Raw genomic sequence first — 18,802 nt, 5'->3', positions numbered from 1 at the left:
CCGCATAAAGGAAGGATATTGTAACAACTTTTGTTATCGCCATACTTTCGCCCTGTTGAAATAGGAACGCTTGGAAGACAATAAGAATATCGGAAATCACACGGCACATACTAAAGGAGAGATTTCGGATATGAATATAACGCAGGAAATGAAATCGACAATTCAGCAAGAACTTGATCTGATTGAGCGGGAGGAAGGGGTTCTTATCCTGTATGCCTGCGAGTCAGGCAGCAGGGCCTGGGGCTTCCCGTCGATGGACAGCGATTATGACGTAAGGTTTATCTACATCAGACCCGTGGACTGGTATTTATCCATATTCGACAAGCGAGATGTGATTGAGCGGCCGATCAGCGACAGGCTGGATATGAGCGGTTGGGATTTGAAAAAAGCACTGGGGCTTTTTCGTAAGTCGAATCCTCCCCTGCTCGAGTGGTTGGAGTCCCCCATCAAGTATAAGGAGACGCTTGGCATCGCCCAGCAAATCCGCAGCATATCACCGCTTGCCTTCTCGCCTAAATCTTGCATGCACCACTACCTGAACATGGCCAAGGGCAATTACCGGATGTATTTGCAAGGGGGAGACGTTAAGATCAAAAAGTATTTCTACGTACTGCGTCCGATTCTGGCATGCGACTGGATTCAGACCTATAACGAGATGCCTCCCATGGAATTCGAGCTGCTTACGGATCGCCTATTAGATCAGGGAAGTGCACTGAAACAGGAGATCAATCAATTGCTTCTTCGCAAACGTTCGGGTGAAGAGATGGATGTTGAACCGAAGCTTCCTATTATTAACGCATTCATCGAAGAGAAATTGAACGGATATGAGCTGCTGGTCAAGGATAAGAAGCATCAAGATATGGATCTGGATCAAAGGCTGGATGCTTTGTTTCGGAACGCACTGGTTGCAGTATGGGGTACAGGCGGACCGCAGTTATTCAAGGTTTGACGAAAGGGGAGGGTTAGTTGGTTTTCAGCCGTACAGTTGTACCTTACGAATCAGGCATATTTTGGCTGGCCATGGATACAATGGAGAAGGGGGTTTAGGGACAACCCCGATCAGAGTCCCAATTGCAAAAAAATGATCAAAAAATCATGCAAAGGACTTGAAATTTTAAGACAACTTGAGTATCATAAAATTGGTTGTTAGCACTGAGGGTTGTCGAGTGCTAATACATAAAGCTTTGAAAAAAGCATCACAACATATTTAAAGGAGGCTATTTTTTCATGATCAGACCTTTAGGTGAACGCGTATTGGTAGAACCGATCGAACAAGAAGAAACTACGGCATTCGGGATTGTACTTCCTGACTCTGCTAAAGAAAAGCCGCAAGAAGGTAAAGTTATTGCTGTAGGCAGTGGCTCCCTGAAAGACGGCGCACGTGTACCTTTGGAAGTTAAAGAAGGCGACCGCGTCATTTTCTCCAAATACGCTGGAACAGAAATCAAATACGAAGGTAAAGAATATTTGATTATGAAAGAAAGCGACATCCACGCGATCTTAGGCTAATGAACGCCTGAATATATCTTTGGTTCACTATTTCATAATCCACTAGGGAGGTATGTAATACCATGGCAAAAGACATTAAGTTCAGTGAAGACGCCCGTCGCGCAATGCTTCGCGGTGTAGACGCTTTGGCAAATGCAGTTAAAGTAACACTCGGACCGAAAGGCCGTAACGTGGTTCTTGAGAAGAAATTCGGAAGCCCGCTCATCACGAATGACGGTGTAACCATCGCTAAAGAAATCGAGCTGGAAGATGCATTCGAGAACATGGGTGCTCAGCTTGTTAAAGAAGTAGCTACCAAAACCAACGATGTTGCCGGTGACGGTACAACAACAGCAACGGTTCTGGCACAAGCTATGATCCGTGAAGGTCTGAAGAACGTAACAGCTGGCGCTAACCCAATGATCATCCGTAAGGGTATCGACAAAGCGGTTAAAGCAGCTGTGGCTGAGCTTCAAAACATCGCGAAAGAAGTTAAAAACCACCAGGAAATCGCTCAAGTCGCTTCCGTATCCGCAGCTGACGAAGAAGTAGGTCAACTGATTGCAGAAGCTATGGATAAAGTGGGCAAAGACGGCGTCATCACCGTTGAAGAATCCCGCGGCTTCTTGACAGAGCTGGAAGTTGTAGAAGGTATGCAATTCGACCGTGGCTACATCTCTCCATACATGATTACCGATACGGATAAGATGGAAGCTGTTCTTGAGAATCCATACATCCTGATCACTGATAAAAAAGTAACCAACACGCAAGAGATCCTGCCGATCCTTGAAAAAATCGTACAGCAAGGCAAACCGCTCGTTCTGATTGCGGAAGACATCGAAGGCGAAGCGCAAGCGATGCTGATCGTGAACAAACTGCGCGGTACGTTTAACGCTGTCGCTGTTAAAGCTCCTGGCTTCGGTGACCGTCGTAAAGCCATGCTGCAAGATATCGCTGCATTGACTGGCGGCCAAGTGATTACGGAAGAGCTCGGTCTCGACCTGAAAACAGCTTCCATCGATCAATTGGGTACTGCTCGTCAAGTGCGCGTAACCAAAGAGAACACCATCATCGTGGATGGTGCTGGCAACAAAGAAGACATCGAAGCTCGCGTGAAGCAAATCCGCAACCAATTGGAAGAGACCACTTCCGATTTCGACAAAGAAAAACTGCAAGAGCGTCTGGCTAAATTGGCTGGCGGCGTAGCGGTTATCAAAGTCGGCGCGGCTACGGAAACGGAATTGAAAGAACGCAAACTGCGCATCGAAGATGCCCTGAACGCAACCCGCGCTGCGGTTGAAGAAGGTATGGTATCCGGTGGTGGTACAGCGCTCGTTAACGTATACAACGCTGTTGCTGGTGTGCAAGTAGAAGGCGACGAGAAAACAGGCGTGAACATCGTTCTGCGCGCTCTGGAAGAGCCAATCCGCACAATTGCAGCAAACGCTGGTAAAGAAGGTTCTGTTATCGTTGAGCGTCTGAAAAAAGAAGAGATCGGTATCGGCTACAACGCCGCTACAGACACTTGGGTGAACATGTTCGAAGCAGGTATCGTTGACCCTGCGAAAGTAACGCGTTCCGCTCTTCAAAACGCAGCTTCCGTTGCGGCTATGTTCCTGACAACTGAAGCGGTTATCGCTGACAAGCCAGAACCAGAAAAACCAGCTATGCCTGACATGGGCGGCATGGGTGGAATGGGCGGCATGATGTAAGAGGGGGTATGATCCCTTGATTTATAAGGGTTTATGAATATGGGGAAGGCCATTTCCCCACATTTTCCCCACATAAGTAACATGATTAGAGGCTTCTCATGAGTTCACTGAACTTGTGGGAAGCTTCTTTTTTCATGGTCTTTGTTACGTGCGTATAGACATTACGAGTGGTGTCATCGTCCTTATGTCCAAGACGTTCCATAATCTCGGTTAGTCCGACTTTAGCCTCGGCAAGTAATGAAGTGTGGGTATGTCGGAGAGAGTGAGGAGTTAATTTTTCATTCAAACCGGCAAGCTTAAGTAACCGGCGCATACGATTTTCTATTGTCTTGATAAATTCTGGATAACCAGCATTTAAGGGGTCGGTCTTGGCTATTACAAAATCACCGTCATGGTAGGTAGTCCGGTACTCCATCATGATTTCCTTTTGCCATTGCCTTTTTATTGTGAGAATTAAAAGGATGTGGTATATAATGTTCATACATAAAGAATTTCTGTTATCAAGGGTGAATCATGATAATTCAAGTAGAGTGGAAAGAAATTATAATTTCATCAATTGCATTAATTGGGGCTATTTGGGCTGGGGTTCAATATCTTGTTAAGAAATTAGTGGATCAACGCTTTAATAAGAGGCTTGAAGATCATAAATTTGAACTGCAAGTTCTCTTGGAAAACAACAAATTTGACTTTCAAAGAAAAGTACAAGACTTCTCACTGTATACATCAAGGAAACACGCTATTTACGCAGAACTATATGATCTATTCCTTCGTGCTGATGGATATGTTAGAAGGTTATTAACTCAACCTAATATTACTCTTCAAGATTTTTATGATAAGCAAGATTTAGCCTATAATTTATCAAAGGCAGATATCCCTGTACATATTGCAAATCGTTTTGTTGAAGATTGGGAAAATAAAAATCGAGAAGATACAATACGTGAACTGATTAAGTACCTTGAACAATTTGAATATATTCGAACCAAAGATGCAGTGAATAATGCTAAAAACACATTCCTTGTTAATAGGATTTTTTTGAGTGAAGAGACCCATAAAATAATGAGCGAATTAAACCAAATATACGCCAATATTATTTTTACTCAGGAAGTAATGGGAAGAGTTCAGCCACAAAAGAAGCTAATAAAGAACTTAACAGAGGCAGTAAAAAGCGAATTGGCTATAGGATATTATTCATAGAAAATGCTGGCTAAAGAGGATCAACTCGAGTGATTCTAGCCACTCTCCATAATCGTGTATATTTGTAACTAGGAAATCGAGAAGAGGACACCACAGGGGCATGAATGCCCTGGTGATCGGGGTCGGCCATTGGGCCGGCCTATTTTATTGATATTCCTAAAGATATTTTAAAAAAGCGTAACCTTTTTATGTTTGGAGTTGTTTATTAATATGAATATCCATCCTTAAAGAAAGGAGAACACACTTAAACTAGGGACGTTCTTGTTGGCATTTGCTCTAGTTTTTTCGGCTATGGGAGTCGTTTCAGCCGAGGTTTCACCTGAGGAAAAACACTTACAGACAGCAATCACAGAAGGGCGATCTACCACCCCAATTTCAGAGCTAAGTGAAGAAGAAGCCAATCGAGTAATCGAGAAGCTCAATGAAACTGCTGAGGTAATCGAAGTTGAGGTTACTAGACCAAGTACGACACCTGGAGCAAGCGTTCAAGCCGTTGATGTTGCTGTTGTTAAAGTACGTCCTACATACGGGTTTTACAAAGTTAATGGTGTAACCGGCCATGTTTCCGTACACTTAGAAGTATGGGTTGAAGGTGGTGACATAGCTACCTTAATCAACAGGGTCAGGGGTTATGCGGCTTTTTCCACAAATGTAGAAGGCCAACGAGAGGAGATTAATTACGTTCCTTTCCCACCAAATAAGGTGGTGTATGTTACAGAAGAAACCGATATACGCATAGATTATGATACTGATTTGGTAATGTGGAAGGGTTATGCTACTGTTTCTTTATTAGGTGGATGGTCTGACGCAGATATTTTCTTCGATAACGAAAGGTACTTATAAACCATTTCGTTACTACTTAAAGTAATGAGATCATGACGCGTGAACAAAAGTGTATTATTGGCGTGCAGCGCACAAGACTGCACGCCATTTTTATTCAGCCATTCGTTGACCTGGTTTGATAAATCCTATTTAAGGGAGTTTTATTAAAATGAAGATTTTTTCTAAAATCGATAGGCAGGCACTTAACGATCAATATGATGTTGCTTCTATGCATCAAGATACGATTAAACAGGAAGTGCATTCTGTCAGAGACAATAAAATAGTAACCCGAACAATTGTTGATGGTGATATAGAGTTCACGGAATCAGTATTCGACCCAAAGGTAATAGCAGATGTTATCGTTGAAAACATAAACATTCAATTATCATTGTATCAATTTTATGTCTATTACAGTGGAGTTGAGAATAAAGAAGCACATAAAAAGGAAAAATTAGTTTATGAGCTTCGTTATCCCAATGAGGGAAGCAAGGTAAGTAATGAGTTATTATCTAGTTTGCTTTCTGTCTTTGATTCCTTGAATGTGGTTTACAAAAAAAATATGATGATTATTGCTGCGATGCTATCCGATATAGATACAAAAATAAAAATCTATGATCTATATAAAAAATTATATGAAAAATCTCTGTTGAATCCATTTATTGTAGCATTTACAAACGAAATGAAAGTAGGGGAAATGGAAATCATGGGGAGTGCTGTCTTTCAATATGAGCCTTTCCTCGACGATATAGACCCGATTATTTTGAATCAGAAAGAAATAATGTTCATTGATTATATTGAGCAACAATTGAACCTATCCGATTATTTCATGTTTTATTGCTATGGTTGGAATGAGGATGATGTTGCGGCCAGTGTATTACTGAAAAAGCTAGCCAAATATTTTAAAAGAATATTTTTCACTTCAAAGCCTGATCCATTCTCTTCGGAGCTTCTCATGATATATGCGGAGCGTAAGTGATTCATTGAGTGATATGCAACGGTCATTACGTAGAGCAGCAGATGCCCGCCCTGGCAGAAGGTCATCAACTGGACTAAGAAAGGTATGCTGCGTTCGCCGGCGTTTGTGGAGTTTATCCTTTGATTGGGAAATGCAGGAATGCCCTTCTGGATGTCGAATTGTGATGTCGAGGGGGTGAAAATTACCAATGAGCAAATTAGTTTTTTGTTTTAACGGAACTAATAATATCCGGACGATTGATGTTGGTGATGATGCATCAGAGGTACTTGAGCGCATTAAGCATCAAAAAACGGGATGGATTGAATTGAAAGAATGTACTATAAACTTGGATAATGTCAATTATGTGGTCGATAGAAGAAAAACAAAAGGACAGCGTATCCTTTAAGTAAAGCACCCCTGTGGGTGCTTTTTCTTTTAAGTAAATTCTGAGGGGAGGAGGTGATTCGAGTGATAAGAAATCAATCTATTTACATCTGTCCGTCATATATCGAATTAAATAAAGAATGGTACAAGAATATAAGCTTAGATATAATTGCGATATTACAAAATAAGAAGGGTGATAAGAGTGAATGTAGAGTTGCCAAAGGATAAAATCTTTTTGTTCATTAAATTCAAAGTCAACTTAGATCACCTTGAGTCGATTCAATAAGGTCGGCTATATATGAACAACGGCGGATTCTTCAAAGAATTAGAAAGAAATACTGGTTACCCAGGTGTAGGCGATAAATACGAAATGACACAGCTTCTAAATGGTGCGAGTGTCATTATAACCGATCCAGAGACTAATGAAGAGGTTGAAATTGAAGGGGTTATATCAACTTCTATTAGTCTGAATGCTCATTTGAAAATGCCTTTGTTTTGCCTTACGCAGATTGATTCTACTTCATTACGTATCGTAAAAGAAGAGGAACATTCGGTAGACTGTGTTTTAGATTTCGGTGGCAAAGACATCGAGAACATTATTAAAGACTTCGGAAGATATGCTCTAATAGTAGCAAATATCGGGGAGTTTCAAAGGAGAATTTTTAATGCTGCGAAGGAATCCGATCTTAATGTACTTCAAAAAAGTGTAGTATATGAAGATTTCAATGTTACTTCTCGTGAGCGAATTTTAGCTCAACGCAACAGCGACCCTAGATACTTCTTTTTTAAACGTAAAGAGTTTGCTTATCAAAGAGAGTATCGAGTAATTTTGCCTGGTGTTCAAACTGATACCTCATTCTGTTTGGACATTGGGGATATATCGGATATTTCGCATATTATTGAGGTGGAAAAATTTGATGGTATGGTCTTAAAGCTACATAAATGAATCATATTTGATTTATTACCTTCTTGAATAAGCAAATACTATAATTGAAGGGCAAGACAAGGAGCACAGACGTTCTTCGGGTCCTTCCAGCACCTCAGGAACACTGCGGGTGCGGACGACCCCGATTTTTCGCTAGATTTTAATTTTAAAAAATACTTCCGCTTCCGCTTCGGTCTGTCCGAATTGGGGGCGTTTTTAATTTTTGCTTCGAAATTAAGCAGCCGAACTAGCGAAGTGAAAAAAATGATCAAAATTCGGAAGTTGAGGTGAGATAATAGGCAAAAAGAAAGCGGAAGGGATTCGCAGAGGGTTTCTTTTGTCCGATGAATTAATTGAGAGTAACTATAAAATTCATTGGAGGTACGCCATGAAAATAACACGAAATTCTATACCAAAACAAAAGCAATCAGAGGTACAAGATATCAAGGAAAGAGTCACGAAGTATATTCCAGGGAAACATGGGCTTATAGGCATCGTCATACCGAAATGTGATGAACCAACGAGCGCGCTTGATGACCTTTATAGAACTCTTGCTAAAATTGTTATTAATCAAGCAAGAAGAGAAGCAGTACGGAAGCAACAACTGTCAGTTGACGACTGCCTGCCCAAGGAGTTTGTAATTAAATGAACACTGAACAACAAATTGAATTTCTGAAAAGAAGGCTCGTTGATCTGCAGCAATATGTTAACCGGGAAATTGAATTGATTATAGATGATATCAAGCGACTGGAGAGAAAAGAAGAAGATCATAAGACCCAAATGAGTGATTTCAAATTACCAGGGGTATGTGATGATTCTTGGAGGGATCTCCCTGAGGTGATGAGGCCAACTGATATTAAACAAATACTAGGGATTGGTCAACAACAAGCGTACGAACTAATAAATTCTAATCAGTTTCACTATGTACGAGTAGGGCGAACTATCCTTATCCCTAAAAAAGCGTTTATTAATTGGTTAGAGGGTAATAACAAGGGATGATAAGATATCCAGTAAACTCGGCTTACCACATTCCCCACACATTTCCCCACATAGTCATTTTTACTCGGTAATATCCGACGGAATCAACAGACCGAAATCCTTGATACACCGGACTTTTTAACAATGGGGGGAAACAGAAAACCACCCAAAAGCATGGGCGGCATGATGTAAGTAAGGCCCCAAAAGCCTGTCATATCAATGAAAAAGAGACCTCTCGGGGTCTCTTTTCTTGTATCGACAATTACAGAGAAGTGATTTACAAATATATGCCAACTTGACTATCCTTAAAAAAGAATAACTGAAGGCATCGGTAAGAAAATCCCTGCTGTCCTGTCATATATCCATCTGACAATCGAGGAGCAGGAAGCTGGGGAGGTAACTATTTGGAGGGGTACCCAAGTACATTTCATTTATAGATAGCAAAAAGAAACTACTAGCTATGCCCAAGTAGTTTCTTTTCTACGTCTAGTCGTATTAATCGACTCACATGTTTTATTTCCTCGAATGGTACCCAGACTGGCCCATAAACACTCCGCATCTCTAAGCGATCTGTACAAGCATCAGGTATGCCTTGTAATACTGCGCCATCAATAAGGTATATCGTCACATTTTGCTTCTTCTGTATGGCTATTTTCAGTTCTTTATCCCACATTTGACTGATCACGCACCCATGACTAAAGTAATAATGTCAGTATATCAAAGGGGGGTAAAACTTACTATAATTTATTTGAACACGAGTACATGTCTATATGCTATCCTTCAGTTTACCGACAACGTCCTCCATCTCGCGTTCCTCTATCTGGGTAAACAACGCTTAAGGGTATATCTGACTTTGAATCCGTTATGACTCGGTTCCAAGCGAAAAAGGCGGATAAGATCGCTGCATTAAATATCAAAGCAATAAAGTCATCATTCCAAGCACAAAAAATATCGATCCCAAGCAAATGGAAATTAATCCACCGAATTTCACTAAATCAATATAAGTATCGCTTGGTTCAGAATCTCCTTTGACTTTCCATCCCTCATTCATTCTCCATCCGAATGTCGGATACTTTCTAGCAAGAATGCCAATGCCTATCAAGACGATAGCAAAAAGAAAAAGTGTGCCCCATGGCATAGCGTTACCTCCCTGCACCAGAGTCGATAGCCCCATTAGAATCAATATACCACCAAAAAATCCACCTATTGATGCACCAACCTGGGTTTTTAATAAATCATGATCATCCTGTTCGTAGTCGTCCGGTAATTTTTTTCCCCATCGAACCCAATCGGAATCCGGATTTTTGAAGTTATATCGGCAAAGTATAATGATAACGACGCCAAAAAACATCCAAAACATGTAAATCAGCCCCTTGATGATACATACGCAGTGACAAAATGGAGGTTTCAGTAAAGAGAAGTGAACATGGAGAATGGGGAGTAAATGTTATAAGAGATAAAGGGAACTACAGAGAAAAAAAAGTCCTGCTCTAATTGAGCAGGACTTTACCTTCGTTTCCTCGGTTCTTCGCTTTAATTAATGGCGCTCCGGGGTACGGCGTCTTAGACCAACAAGACCAGCTAGGCCTATTAATCCAAGCCAACCCCAGTCTGTGTCATTATCATTGTTTGCTGCGTTGGTGTTATAGCTTCTTGCGTTTACGTTGTTTGTGTCCATGTCATTTGCATTCATGTTATTGTTTTCGGCGGAAACAGGGACAACCAGCATTAAAGCAATGCTCAACGCAGCAAGAAAAGACATACAGATTTTCTTCAAGTTGTTGACCTCCTTTCAGTATTAAAATGTATGGGCAGGTACCGACATTATGGTGCCCATAATAAACCTTAATAATCCTTTTTTAGGACTTAAGAATAGTGACCGCTAATCCTTGTCGGATACCCGGGCAATTCGTAAACCGAAAGGTTTACTTTGCCTTCCGAATAGTGAAAGTGTCCTGATTTCTTCTGTTTATCCATATCTGGAAAACAGCCCCATTTCATCAGAGAATTATGAAGTTTGTTGGATTCCAATTCCAGAGGATCGAATGAATAATTAAAAGGGATTGAAAATATTGACAAATATTATTTACTAAAGGGGTAGAATTATGTCTAGAAAATATTTACGATTTTGGATTGCGTGTGTTGCCGGGCTGCTGATGTTTGGGTTAATGCCCGGATTTAGCCACGCGGCTACCGATTCGGTGCAGTCAACTGTCGAATGGTCCAGGGATTACGGGAGTAACTCCGCAGGAAATGAAGTGATCCCGACTTCTGATGGCGGCTATATAGCCGTTGGAGGTATCTTCGAGGCTGGAAAGTATCAAAAGGCTTACATTTTAAAGCTTGATGCAGAGGGCCAGGTTGAATGGGAACAGAAGCCTATGTATCCTACTACGAATAGTATGGCATACCGGGTCATTGAGACGAAGGACGGCGGATATCTCGTAGCCGGTAACACGAATTCAGAAGACGTACCGATTGTTGGTCAGCTGTATATAATCAGACTGGATTCATCGGGCAATGTATTATGGGAGAAGGTACAGGATGATACAATTCATAGTACCCCGACTGCAATTGTCGAAACGGAGGACGGCGATTTTTTTATAGCCGGGAGTGGGTCCGTAGGCTGGGTTGCCTATGAAAAAGCCTATATTTTAAAGATTGATATAAAGGGTGAGACGTTGTGGTATAACAAATACAATTATACAGACAGCGTAGAGTTTAACGACCTTATTCCGGCCAATAACGGAGGGTATATGGCCGTTGGCAGCGTAGGGCGGGCGGAATATGAATCGGGAGACCTGGATGCGATGCTGATGGTCAAAATCGATGATCAAGGCAAAGAGGTCTGGTCGAAACAATTCAAAGAGCAGGCTAGCAGATGGTCTGCATTTTCCATTACGGCTTCGGAAGATGGGGGTTATGTCATTGGCAGTGGAAAAAGGGTCAACCGTAATCATGTGAACGTACTGACCAAGACGGACCTGAACGGACAGGTACAATGGGAAAAAACATATCGAGACAGGACGAATTCCGAATACTTCAAACGTCTTGTCCGCACCAAAGACGGCTATGCCATGCTGGGACAACATATTTCTCAAAACAGTCTGGATTACAAAAATCAATATGATGTGCTGAGCGTCGATGGGAAAGGCGAGTTGATCAGCAGGGAATTATTTAAGGGCCCTCCCATCAACAACGTCGGAAGTGCAGCGGTAACTCCTGACGGCGGATTTATTTTTCCGGGAACCGTTAAGCGGGGGGACGTGACTAAGTTCCAGCTGATGAAGCTGTCGCCTTCAGTGAACATACCGCCTGTCGAACGTACGCTGACGGGCATCTCGTTTACGGAAAAGGATAAGAAATTGAAAGCAGGTACAAATGTCTCCACCGTGCTTCAAGCGGTTTATTCCGACGGCACAAAGAGCGATTTGTCCAGCGCCGCGGATTATGTGTCGGCGGACAGCGCCATCGTGGAAATCGACGCCTTGGGCCGGATTACGGGGCATGAGCCGGGGAGCACCTATGTCGAAGCAACATATGAAGGTTTCGCGGCCAGATTGAACGTTACCGTGTTCCCGGAAGACACGGACGAATTCGATCCTGTCTCTGGCTATATCAAACTCGATTCTTACGAGTATTCGCTTGCGGAAGGCACGATGCTTGACTTGAGGGTCATATTGCGTAACTATATCAACCAAAACGAAATCGACATCACAAGGCAAACCACATTCACCAGTGATCATCCGGATATAGCCGAGGTGGATGAGGAAGGAAACCTGATCGGACATAAGAGGGGAATAACCAAGATCTATGCACAATATAAGGGAAGCATCATTTCGGCCAACGTGCTGGTGGTTCGTGCATCTGTGCCTAAAGAGGATTTGCAGTCAGACTCGGACGAGTCGGCAAAAGGTGCAATTGTAGAACTTTCACCCTTCATTTTACCGGATTAACTTCAAATCCATTTCTAAATGGACCGAGCCGCTGTCTCGCGGATCGGTTATCGTTTTGCGAGCGATGAGAGTCCCTTCTTCATTATAACCCTCAATATCAAAAGGTATGGAGGCTGGCGACGGCACAAACACGAACCAGATCATTCTTCCAGGTTCAGCTGAAGTCAGTTTAGCGTTAAAACTACCTTCGCCCCTGATCTTGACGTTTACTTTTTTTATCGAGGGGTCCAGGATATCCCCGAACACCATGGGAAAAGGGGTAGAGATAGGGTCTAATTCAGGAAGGCCCATGTAATTTAACGCCGTTACGGATTGTGAAGATTCGCCGATTCCATAACCGCCGCCCCAAACCCATTTCCAACCGATCCATGTTTTTCGCACATATTCGACTTGCAAATGATGGCTTCCCGCTTGGTAAGGCCGTTTCATAAATAACAGAGTACCTCCTCTCACGGGTTCTCGGTGAATGATATACATGGACGATGGGCCTCTAAACTGTTCAACCGCGTTATCCGGGGTCTTCCCGAGGGGGATATGAAGGATACTGTTAAGCTCCAGCGCTCGTGACATGCGTCGATCGGATAGTCCACCTGGGCGTTCCATCACATAGATTATGGCGTAGAAGAGAACGGCTGAAAGTAACATCAGTATGGCAGTCATCCCGATGATTCGTTTGCGTTGGACTTGCATAACTCTGTTCCACCACCAAAAAGTTTATATGATAATTCCTTTAAAATCGAACGTCGACTCCAACAATATACCATAATTCAGGTTCCGCTTGGCTGTGTATGAGGAAAACAGAAGATAATAGATCAGCTTATGTTATGGTATGAAATGTCCGTGTACTTAACTCCAGCAGGGAAACTCCCGTTTTTATGTCGAAGTTTGAAATGGGGGTGTTTACATGCTTAAAAACATTGAAGGTAGAGCTCTTTAGCGATTCCCATCTGGACGATTTGCAGGATCAGGTGAATGAATTCCTGTATCATTTTCATCCTGATGATGTGAAGGATAAGCCGCACCGATGTGTGACCACAGTGATCAATGGGGTACTCACCACTTTTTATGTCCCCCTAATGAAGCTTTAAGGTTTCATTAAGCTACATATCTTATGATGGAATCACCTCTTAACAATAGATTAGGAGCCCCTCTAATTCCGTGGTTAGAGGGGCTTCTCTTGTTTACATACCTTTTTTGGCCGCGCGTGGTTTGATTGTTGCTATTTTTTTGGGCTATGATAGACTAGTGTTTTTTATAAGCCATACCAATGTTGTAAAGAGAGTAGGAGAGTAATGGAAGATTTCATCTTGTGGTTGAAGTACCTGCTGCTGGGGATTGTGCAAGGGGTGACGGAGCCGATTCCGGTATCCTCCAGCGGTCATTTGATTGTCGCCCAGAGACTTATGGGCATGGAGCAGAATGGGCTGTCGTTCGAAATGCTGACTAATGCGGCCTCATTGATTGCGATTGCGTTTATCTATCGCAAGGATTTGCAGAGATTGATCGTGAACGGCCTAAGTTATTTACGCACACGAAAACCGGAGTATAAGTCCGACTTCATGTTCATTCTGTATATTATTGTAGGTACTATTCCGGCCGTCATTATTGGTCTGTTGTTTAAAGATCAGATTGAAGAAATATTCGCTTCCGTACGTACGGTTGGCATTGCGCTGCTGTTTACGGGGGTAGCCCTTTGGCTGATTCGGAACCTTCGCGGCCGCAAGCTGGACAATGACCTGTCATTCAAGGACGCGCTTATCGTAGGTTTGGCCCAGGCGGTTGCGCTGATCCCGGGTATCAGCCGATCCGGTTCGACCGTCATTACGTCAATCGCTGTGGGGATGAAGCAGGAGACGGCGCTGCGGTTTTCCTTTATGCTGTACATCCCGATAAGCCTCGGAGGCATGGTGCTGGGCGTGTCGGATATCGCATCGGATCCCGATTTTTCATCGCTGTTCATTCCCTATCTGATCGCATTTATCGCAACACTGATCTGTACCTATTTTGCGATGAAATGGTTCATGAATATCATGGCGCGCGGGAATCTGAAATATTTCGCTTATTATTGCTTTATTGTTGGCATATTGCTGCTTATCTTCTTATAAGAATGGAGGAAGCTTCTCGTAGGTTTGTTAAACTTGCGGGGAGCTTCTTTTCGTACAGTGAAAAGCGGAAAAGAATGTTATAACAGAGGTATAAGAGGTAGCTAATAGGAGGGTGATTATGATGACAAAAAGTCCTTTTCAGTCCGTCATTACATCGGAGGAGGAGCTTCGCGACCTGTTCGGCGAGTCCAATCACGTGGTCAAACATAAAGCGATTGATCGATTGGATCATCACTGTAAAGACTTCATTTCCAAGAGTTCGTTGCTATTTATGGCTACTTCGGACGCATCCGGTTACTGCGATGTTTCGCCCAGGGGAGATGCGGCGGGCTTTGTGCATGTGATGGAGGAATCCTGTTTGGTCATTCCGGAACGGCCGGGCAATCGACGGTTTGATTCGCTGCGGAATATCTTGTCCAACCCGAAAGTCGGCATCGTGTTTGTCATACCGGGTTTGAAAGAGACCTTGCGTATCAACGGCAGCGCCGTCTTGGTTAGGGACGAAGACATTTTGGATCAGCTCAGCGTACAGGGCAAACGGCCATGGCTTGGCATCGGGGTACGGGTCGAAGAATGCTACATCCACTGCGCAAAAGCTTTCATGCGTTCGCAAGCTTGGAATCCCGATTCATGGATACCAAGCGAACAGCTGCCGAATCCGTCCAAGATCATAGCGGATCATGTGAATCAGGGTAGCGTGACGGAGGAGTCCGTTACCCGAGGAATGCAGGACAGTTACACTAAACGTCTCTATTGATATTCATTTATAATAGGTTTAGCGATATAAGGAAACGATGATACATGACGGTCAGATTGAAGATAAGGGGACCAATAGCTTTGATAACGACCAGAGAACAAATTTTAGACCGATTACATAAAGGAATACAGACGCAGGAGCGATTGATTGGCGTTGCGGCAGGGGCAGGAATCTCGGCAAAATATGCGGTTAGGGGCGGTGCCGATCTGATATTGGCCCTGAATTCGGGCCGATTTCGGCAGATGGGGCTCGGCTCCCTGGCGGGTTTCATGCCCTATGCGAACTGCAATGAAATGGTGATGGAATTCGGCTCGCGGGAGATTCTGTCGGTGGTCCGTGACATACCGGTAATCTTCGGCATATGCGGGACAGATCCAACCATTCAGCATCCCGATTACTTGGCAATCATCCGCGGCAGCGGTTTTGCCGGCATTATCAACTATCCGACCGTGGGACTGATTGATGGACAGTTCCGTGAAGCCTTGGAGGAAGAAGGCATCACCTATCTGCAGGAGGTGGAGGCCGTCCGGGCCGCTCATGAGCAAGATATGTTTACGATGGCTTTTGTTTTTACTCCGGAGCAGACAAAGTGGATGCTGGATGCGGGAGCCGATATCATCTGCGCCCATTTGGGCGTCACGGCAGGTGGGTTGATGGGCACCACGAAAGCATGGTCGCTGGAGAAGGGGGCGGAAATCGCAAGAGACATATTTGAAGTATGTGACGACTCGGGCAGGCGGCCGATCAAGCTGGTGTATGGCGGTCCGGTCCATACGCCGATCGATGTTCAGTATATGTATGACAACACGTCAGCCATGGGCTACGTGGGTGGCTCGAGCTTTGAACGAACGCCGACGGAAGAAGCCATTGTGGATGCAACGTTTCGTTTTAAGGCAACGGGCCATCTGGAGCAGGATCGGCAGCTGATGGAGAAGCTGACGCGGCTCGAAGAGCCGATGGATTATGTTGCTTTTGTAAAGGAGTATGTTGCCGAGAATTACGCGGGCCCGATTTCAATGACCGAGCTGGCAGAGCGAATTCATGTTTCACGAACGCATCTAAGCGCGCTTTTTAACAGGGAAGTGGGATGCAGCTTTCCGGAATATATAGCCAAATACAGGATTCACAAAGCGCAGGAAATCATGAAGCGCAGCAAGCTGTCACTGGGCAGAATAGCGGAGCTGGTAGGCTACCCTGACTATGTTCATTTCAGCAAAACCTTCAAAAAATACGCGGGAACTTCCCCCCAATCCTATCGTCAGCATATGAAAGACAAATATACATAAAGATCGTACATCGATACGATCCTTTTTATTTGAAAGCGCTGTATTATGGTCTTGTAGGGATCCTATGCCGGACCGTCAGGACGGGTGCAAGCGATCCTGAGATGAGATATGGAGGAGGTCTGCACGGTGAAGACGGTAGCTATTGCGGGGACATTTGATTCGAAGGGTGCCGAGTTTTCATACGTTAAATCCGTTATCGAGGGCTTGGGATTAAAGACGTTTACGATTCATAGCGGTGTGTTCGAGCCGATGTTCACGCCGGATGTATCCAACATCGAGGTTGCAGCGGCAGCTGGTGTGGATATACGCGAGATCGCGGCCCGGAAGGACCGTTCCGCAGGGACTGAGGTATTGGCTCAAGGAATGGAAAAAATCGTACCAAAGCTGTATGCAGAGGGCAAATTCGACGCCATGCTGTCATTCGGAGGTACTGGAGGTACTTCGATCGTCACAGCCGGCATGAGGGCATTGCCGATCGGCGTTCCGAAACTGATGGTGTCCACGGTCGCATCCGGCAATACGGCTCCTTATGTGGGGACAAGTGATATCATCATGTTCCCGTCCATCGTGGATGTATCCGGACTGAACTCGTTTTCAACCAAAATATTTACGAACGCGGCGCATGCGATTGCCGGTATGGTTCAGTTCGAATCGGCGCCCCCGATGGATAAGAAGCCGCTGGTTGCAGCGACGATGTTTGGGGTCACGACCCCTTGCATCGATTATGCCAGGGCGCATCTGGAGTCGCACGGGTACGAAGTGCTTGTATTTCACGCAACAGGTACCGGCGGGCAAACGATGGAAAGCCTCATTGAGGCCGGATATATAGACGGTGTGCTGGATTTGACGACAACGGAATGGTGCGATGAGCTGGTGGGCGGCGTTTTGGCAGCTGGTCCGCATCGGCTGGAAGCAGCCGGTCGCTGCAAGGTGCCGCAGGTCGTATCTACAGGAGCGCTGGATATGGTCAACTTTGGCCCTTATGATACCGTGCCGGAGGCTTTTCGGGAACGGAATCTGTACAAGCATAACCCCTCGGTTACGCTGATGAGGACCACGGTGGAGGAGAACCGGCAGCTTGGCGAGAAGATGGCAGAGAAGCTGAATGGTTCGCAAGGTCCTACGGTGCTTATGCTCCCATTGAAGGGCGTATCGATGCTCGATGTAGAAGGTGAAGCATTCCATGGACCGGAAGAGGATGAGAAGCTGTTTGATACGTTAAGACAACGCATAGACCGTAAAACCGTTGAGTTGATCGAAATGAATACGGACATTAATGATCAAGCCTTTGCCGTGGCTGCGGCCGATAAGCTGATGGAACTGATGAAACAGCAGTGAGTTTGGCACAGGCAACACATTAAGCATCACACTGAAGGAGGAAAAGATCATGGCAATGACAACAAGAGCGGAAGTGTTGGCGAAATTAAAATCGGAGGTAGCAGCCGGTAAAGTACTATTGGGCGCGGGAGCAGGTACGGGCATATCGGCCAAGAGCGCCGAAGCCGGTGGCGTAGATCTGATCATTATATACAATTCGGGCCGTTACCGGATGGCTGGGCGCGGCTCGCTCGCCGGATTGATGGCGTACGGAGATGCGAACCAGATTGTGGTGGATATGGGGAATGAGGTATTGCCGGTCGTGAAGCATACGCCGGTGTTGGCAGGTGTTTGCGGCACGGATCCGTTCCGGATCATGGATATTTTTCTGAAGCAGCTGAAGGAGCAAGGCTTTGCGGGTGTGCAGAACTTTCCGACGGTGGGCTTGATTGACGGCGTATTCCGGGCGAATCTGGAAGAGACGGGGATGGGTTATGATCTTGAGGTCGAGATGATCCGGAAGGCGCATGAGTTGGATTTGGTGACAACGCCGTATGTGTTTGACGTCGATCAGGCGAAGAAGATGGCCGAAGCCGGAGCCGATGTCCTGGTTGCTCATATGGGTCTTACCACGAAAGGCACCATAGGTGCGAAAACCGCATTGACACTTGATGATTGCGTTGAAAAGATTCAGGCAATCTGTGATGCCGGTAAAGCCGTCAACCCGGACATTATGATACTGTGCCATGGCGGTCCCATTGCCGAACCTGAGGATGCGGCATATGTATTGTCCAGAACCAAGGGCGTGGAAGGATTCTTCGGAGCATCCAGCATCGAACGTTTTGCCACGGAGGTTGGCATTAAGCAGCAAACAGAGGCATTTAAGAATATCTCGAAATAAATCGATAAGATAAAGAGTGATC

General features: G+C 44.6%; 20 protein-coding genes and 1 pseudogene. 17 read left to right on the top strand and 4 right to left on the bottom strand.

Annotated elements, in window-relative coordinates; genetic code table 11:
- The first annotated feature begins 130 nt into the window (after positions 1–130).
- From PAEVO_RS20015 to groL, 3 genes are all read left to right on the top strand, one after another.
- A complete protein-coding gene (locus tag PAEVO_RS20015; protein WP_100539116.1) occupies positions 131–949 on the top strand; it encodes a nucleotidyltransferase domain-containing protein in 819 nt (272 codons plus the stop codon).
- A gap of 278 nt (positions 950–1,227) precedes the next feature.
- Positions 1,228–1,509: a co-chaperone GroES gene (gene groES / locus PAEVO_RS20010; RefSeq protein ID WP_006212454.1), complete on the top strand. Its 282-nt coding sequence runs from the start codon at positions 1,228–1,230 to the stop codon at positions 1,507–1,509.
- Between the two features lie 62 nt (positions 1,510–1,571).
- Positions 1,572–3,200, top strand: coding sequence for a chaperonin GroEL (gene groL, locus PAEVO_RS20005; protein WP_100539115.1), 1,629 nt, complete (start codon positions 1,572–1,574; stop codon positions 3,198–3,200).
- An 85-nt stretch (positions 3,201–3,285) separates the two neighbouring features.
- Here the strand turns inward: groL and PAEVO_RS20000 are convergent.
- Positions 3,286–3,624, bottom strand: a pseudogene (locus tag PAEVO_RS20000) (tyrosine-type recombinase/integrase); the annotation flags it as partial.
- Between the two features lie 89 nt (positions 3,625–3,713).
- Between PAEVO_RS20000 and PAEVO_RS19995 the strand changes: the two are divergent.
- The 7 genes from PAEVO_RS19995 to PAEVO_RS34820 all read left to right on the top strand — a co-directional run bounded on the left by PAEVO_RS19995 (position 3,714) and on the right by PAEVO_RS34820 (position 8,479).
- A complete protein-coding gene (locus tag PAEVO_RS19995; protein ID WP_100539114.1) occupies positions 3,714–4,394 on the top strand; it encodes a hypothetical protein in 681 nt (226 codons plus the stop codon).
- A 291-nt stretch (positions 4,395–4,685) separates the two neighbouring features.
- Positions 4,686–5,237, top strand: a complete 552-nt coding sequence (locus tag PAEVO_RS19990; protein WP_133120336.1) for a hypothetical protein — start codon at positions 4,686–4,688, stop codon at positions 5,235–5,237.
- Between the two features lie 148 nt (positions 5,238–5,385).
- On the top strand, positions 5,386–6,192 hold the full coding sequence (locus PAEVO_RS19985) for a hypothetical protein (RefSeq protein WP_100539112.1): 807 nt from the start codon (positions 5,386–5,388) through the stop codon (positions 6,190–6,192).
- A 187-nt stretch (positions 6,193–6,379) separates the two neighbouring features.
- Positions 6,380–6,577: a hypothetical protein gene (locus tag PAEVO_RS19980; protein WP_100539111.1), complete on the top strand. Its 198-nt coding sequence runs from the start codon at positions 6,380–6,382 to the stop codon at positions 6,575–6,577.
- 276 nt (positions 6,578–6,853) lie between these two features.
- Positions 6,854–7,501 (top strand): hypothetical protein, encoded by a 648-nt coding sequence (locus tag PAEVO_RS19975; protein ID WP_100539110.1) that lies wholly within the window; start codon positions 6,854–6,856, stop codon positions 7,499–7,501.
- Positions 7,502–7,868: 367 nt separating this feature from the next.
- Positions 7,869–8,129, top strand: a complete 261-nt coding sequence (locus PAEVO_RS19970) for a hypothetical protein (protein WP_100539109.1) — start codon at positions 7,869–7,871, stop codon at positions 8,127–8,129.
- Positions 8,126–8,479: a helix-turn-helix domain-containing protein gene (locus tag PAEVO_RS34820; protein WP_347708122.1), complete on the top strand. Its 354-nt coding sequence runs from the start codon at positions 8,126–8,128 to the stop codon at positions 8,477–8,479. Before PAEVO_RS19970 ends, PAEVO_RS34820 begins: the two co-directional genes overlap by 4 nt.
- 892 nt (positions 8,480–9,371) lie before the next feature.
- Here PAEVO_RS34820 and PAEVO_RS19950 read toward each other — a convergent pair.
- Both PAEVO_RS19950 and PAEVO_RS19945 read right to left on the bottom strand, forming a co-directional pair.
- A complete protein-coding gene (locus PAEVO_RS19950; RefSeq protein WP_100539107.1) occupies positions 9,372–9,818 on the bottom strand; it encodes a DUF6199 family natural product biosynthesis protein in 447 nt (148 codons plus the stop codon).
- A gap of 177 nt (positions 9,819–9,995) precedes the next feature.
- Positions 9,996–10,235, bottom strand: coding sequence for a WGxxGxxG family protein (locus PAEVO_RS19945; RefSeq protein ID WP_100539106.1), 240 nt, complete (start codon positions 10,233–10,235; stop codon positions 9,996–9,998).
- Between the two features lie 328 nt (positions 10,236–10,563).
- On the opposite strand from PAEVO_RS19945, the gene PAEVO_RS19940 reads away from it, so the two are divergent.
- The gene (locus PAEVO_RS19940; protein ID WP_100539105.1) at positions 10,564–12,414 is read left to right on the top strand and encodes a hypothetical protein; all 1,851 of its coding nucleotides are present in this window, start codon (positions 10,564–10,566) and stop codon (positions 12,412–12,414) included.
- On the opposite strand, the gene PAEVO_RS34440 is transcribed toward PAEVO_RS19940, so the two are convergent.
- Complete coding sequence (locus PAEVO_RS34440; RefSeq protein WP_243390832.1) at positions 12,403–12,843, bottom strand: hypothetical protein; 441 nt, start codon at positions 12,841–12,843, stop codon at positions 12,403–12,405. The genes PAEVO_RS19940 and PAEVO_RS34440 overlap by 12 nt on opposite strands.
- 446 nt (positions 12,844–13,289) lie before the next feature.
- Here PAEVO_RS34440 and PAEVO_RS34435 point away from each other — a divergent pair, with 446 nt between their 5' ends.
- The 6 genes from PAEVO_RS34435 (at position 13,290) to PAEVO_RS19905 (ending at position 18,780) form a co-directional block, all read left to right on the top strand.
- On the top strand, positions 13,290–13,502 hold the full coding sequence (locus PAEVO_RS34435) for a sporulation protein Cse60 (protein ID WP_100539103.1): 213 nt from the start codon (positions 13,290–13,292) through the stop codon (positions 13,500–13,502).
- Between the two features lie 204 nt (positions 13,503–13,706).
- Entirely contained in the window at positions 13,707–14,519 is an 813-nt protein-coding gene (locus tag PAEVO_RS19925; RefSeq protein WP_100539102.1) for an undecaprenyl-diphosphate phosphatase, read from the top strand.
- A gap of 121 nt (positions 14,520–14,640) precedes the next feature.
- Positions 14,641–15,276 (top strand): pyridoxamine 5'-phosphate oxidase family protein, encoded by a 636-nt coding sequence (locus PAEVO_RS19920; RefSeq protein WP_100539520.1) that lies wholly within the window; start codon positions 14,641–14,643, stop codon positions 15,274–15,276.
- A gap of 44 nt (positions 15,277–15,320) precedes the next feature.
- Positions 15,321–16,562 (top strand): phosphoenolpyruvate hydrolase family protein, encoded by a 1,242-nt coding sequence (locus PAEVO_RS19915; protein WP_100539101.1) that lies wholly within the window; start codon positions 15,321–15,323, stop codon positions 16,560–16,562.
- Positions 16,563–16,688: 126 nt separating this feature from the next.
- Positions 16,689–17,900, top strand: a complete 1,212-nt coding sequence (locus tag PAEVO_RS19910; protein WP_100539100.1) for a Tm-1-like ATP-binding domain-containing protein — start codon at positions 16,689–16,691, stop codon at positions 17,898–17,900.
- 49 nt (positions 17,901–17,949) lie between these two features.
- A complete protein-coding gene (locus tag PAEVO_RS19905; RefSeq protein WP_100539099.1) occupies positions 17,950–18,780 on the top strand; it encodes a phosphoenolpyruvate hydrolase family protein in 831 nt (276 codons plus the stop codon).
- The last annotated feature ends 22 nt before the right edge of the window (positions 18,781–18,802 follow it).

This window comes from Paenibacillus sp. GM2FR (assembly GCF_002803325.1).
In the GTDB taxonomy this organism is placed as follows: domain Bacteria; phylum Bacillota; class Bacilli; order Paenibacillales; family Paenibacillaceae; genus Paenibacillus_AQ; species Paenibacillus_AQ lautus.
Note: the sequence above shows the minus strand (reverse complement) of the source record. Positions and strands in the feature narration are given on the sequence as shown.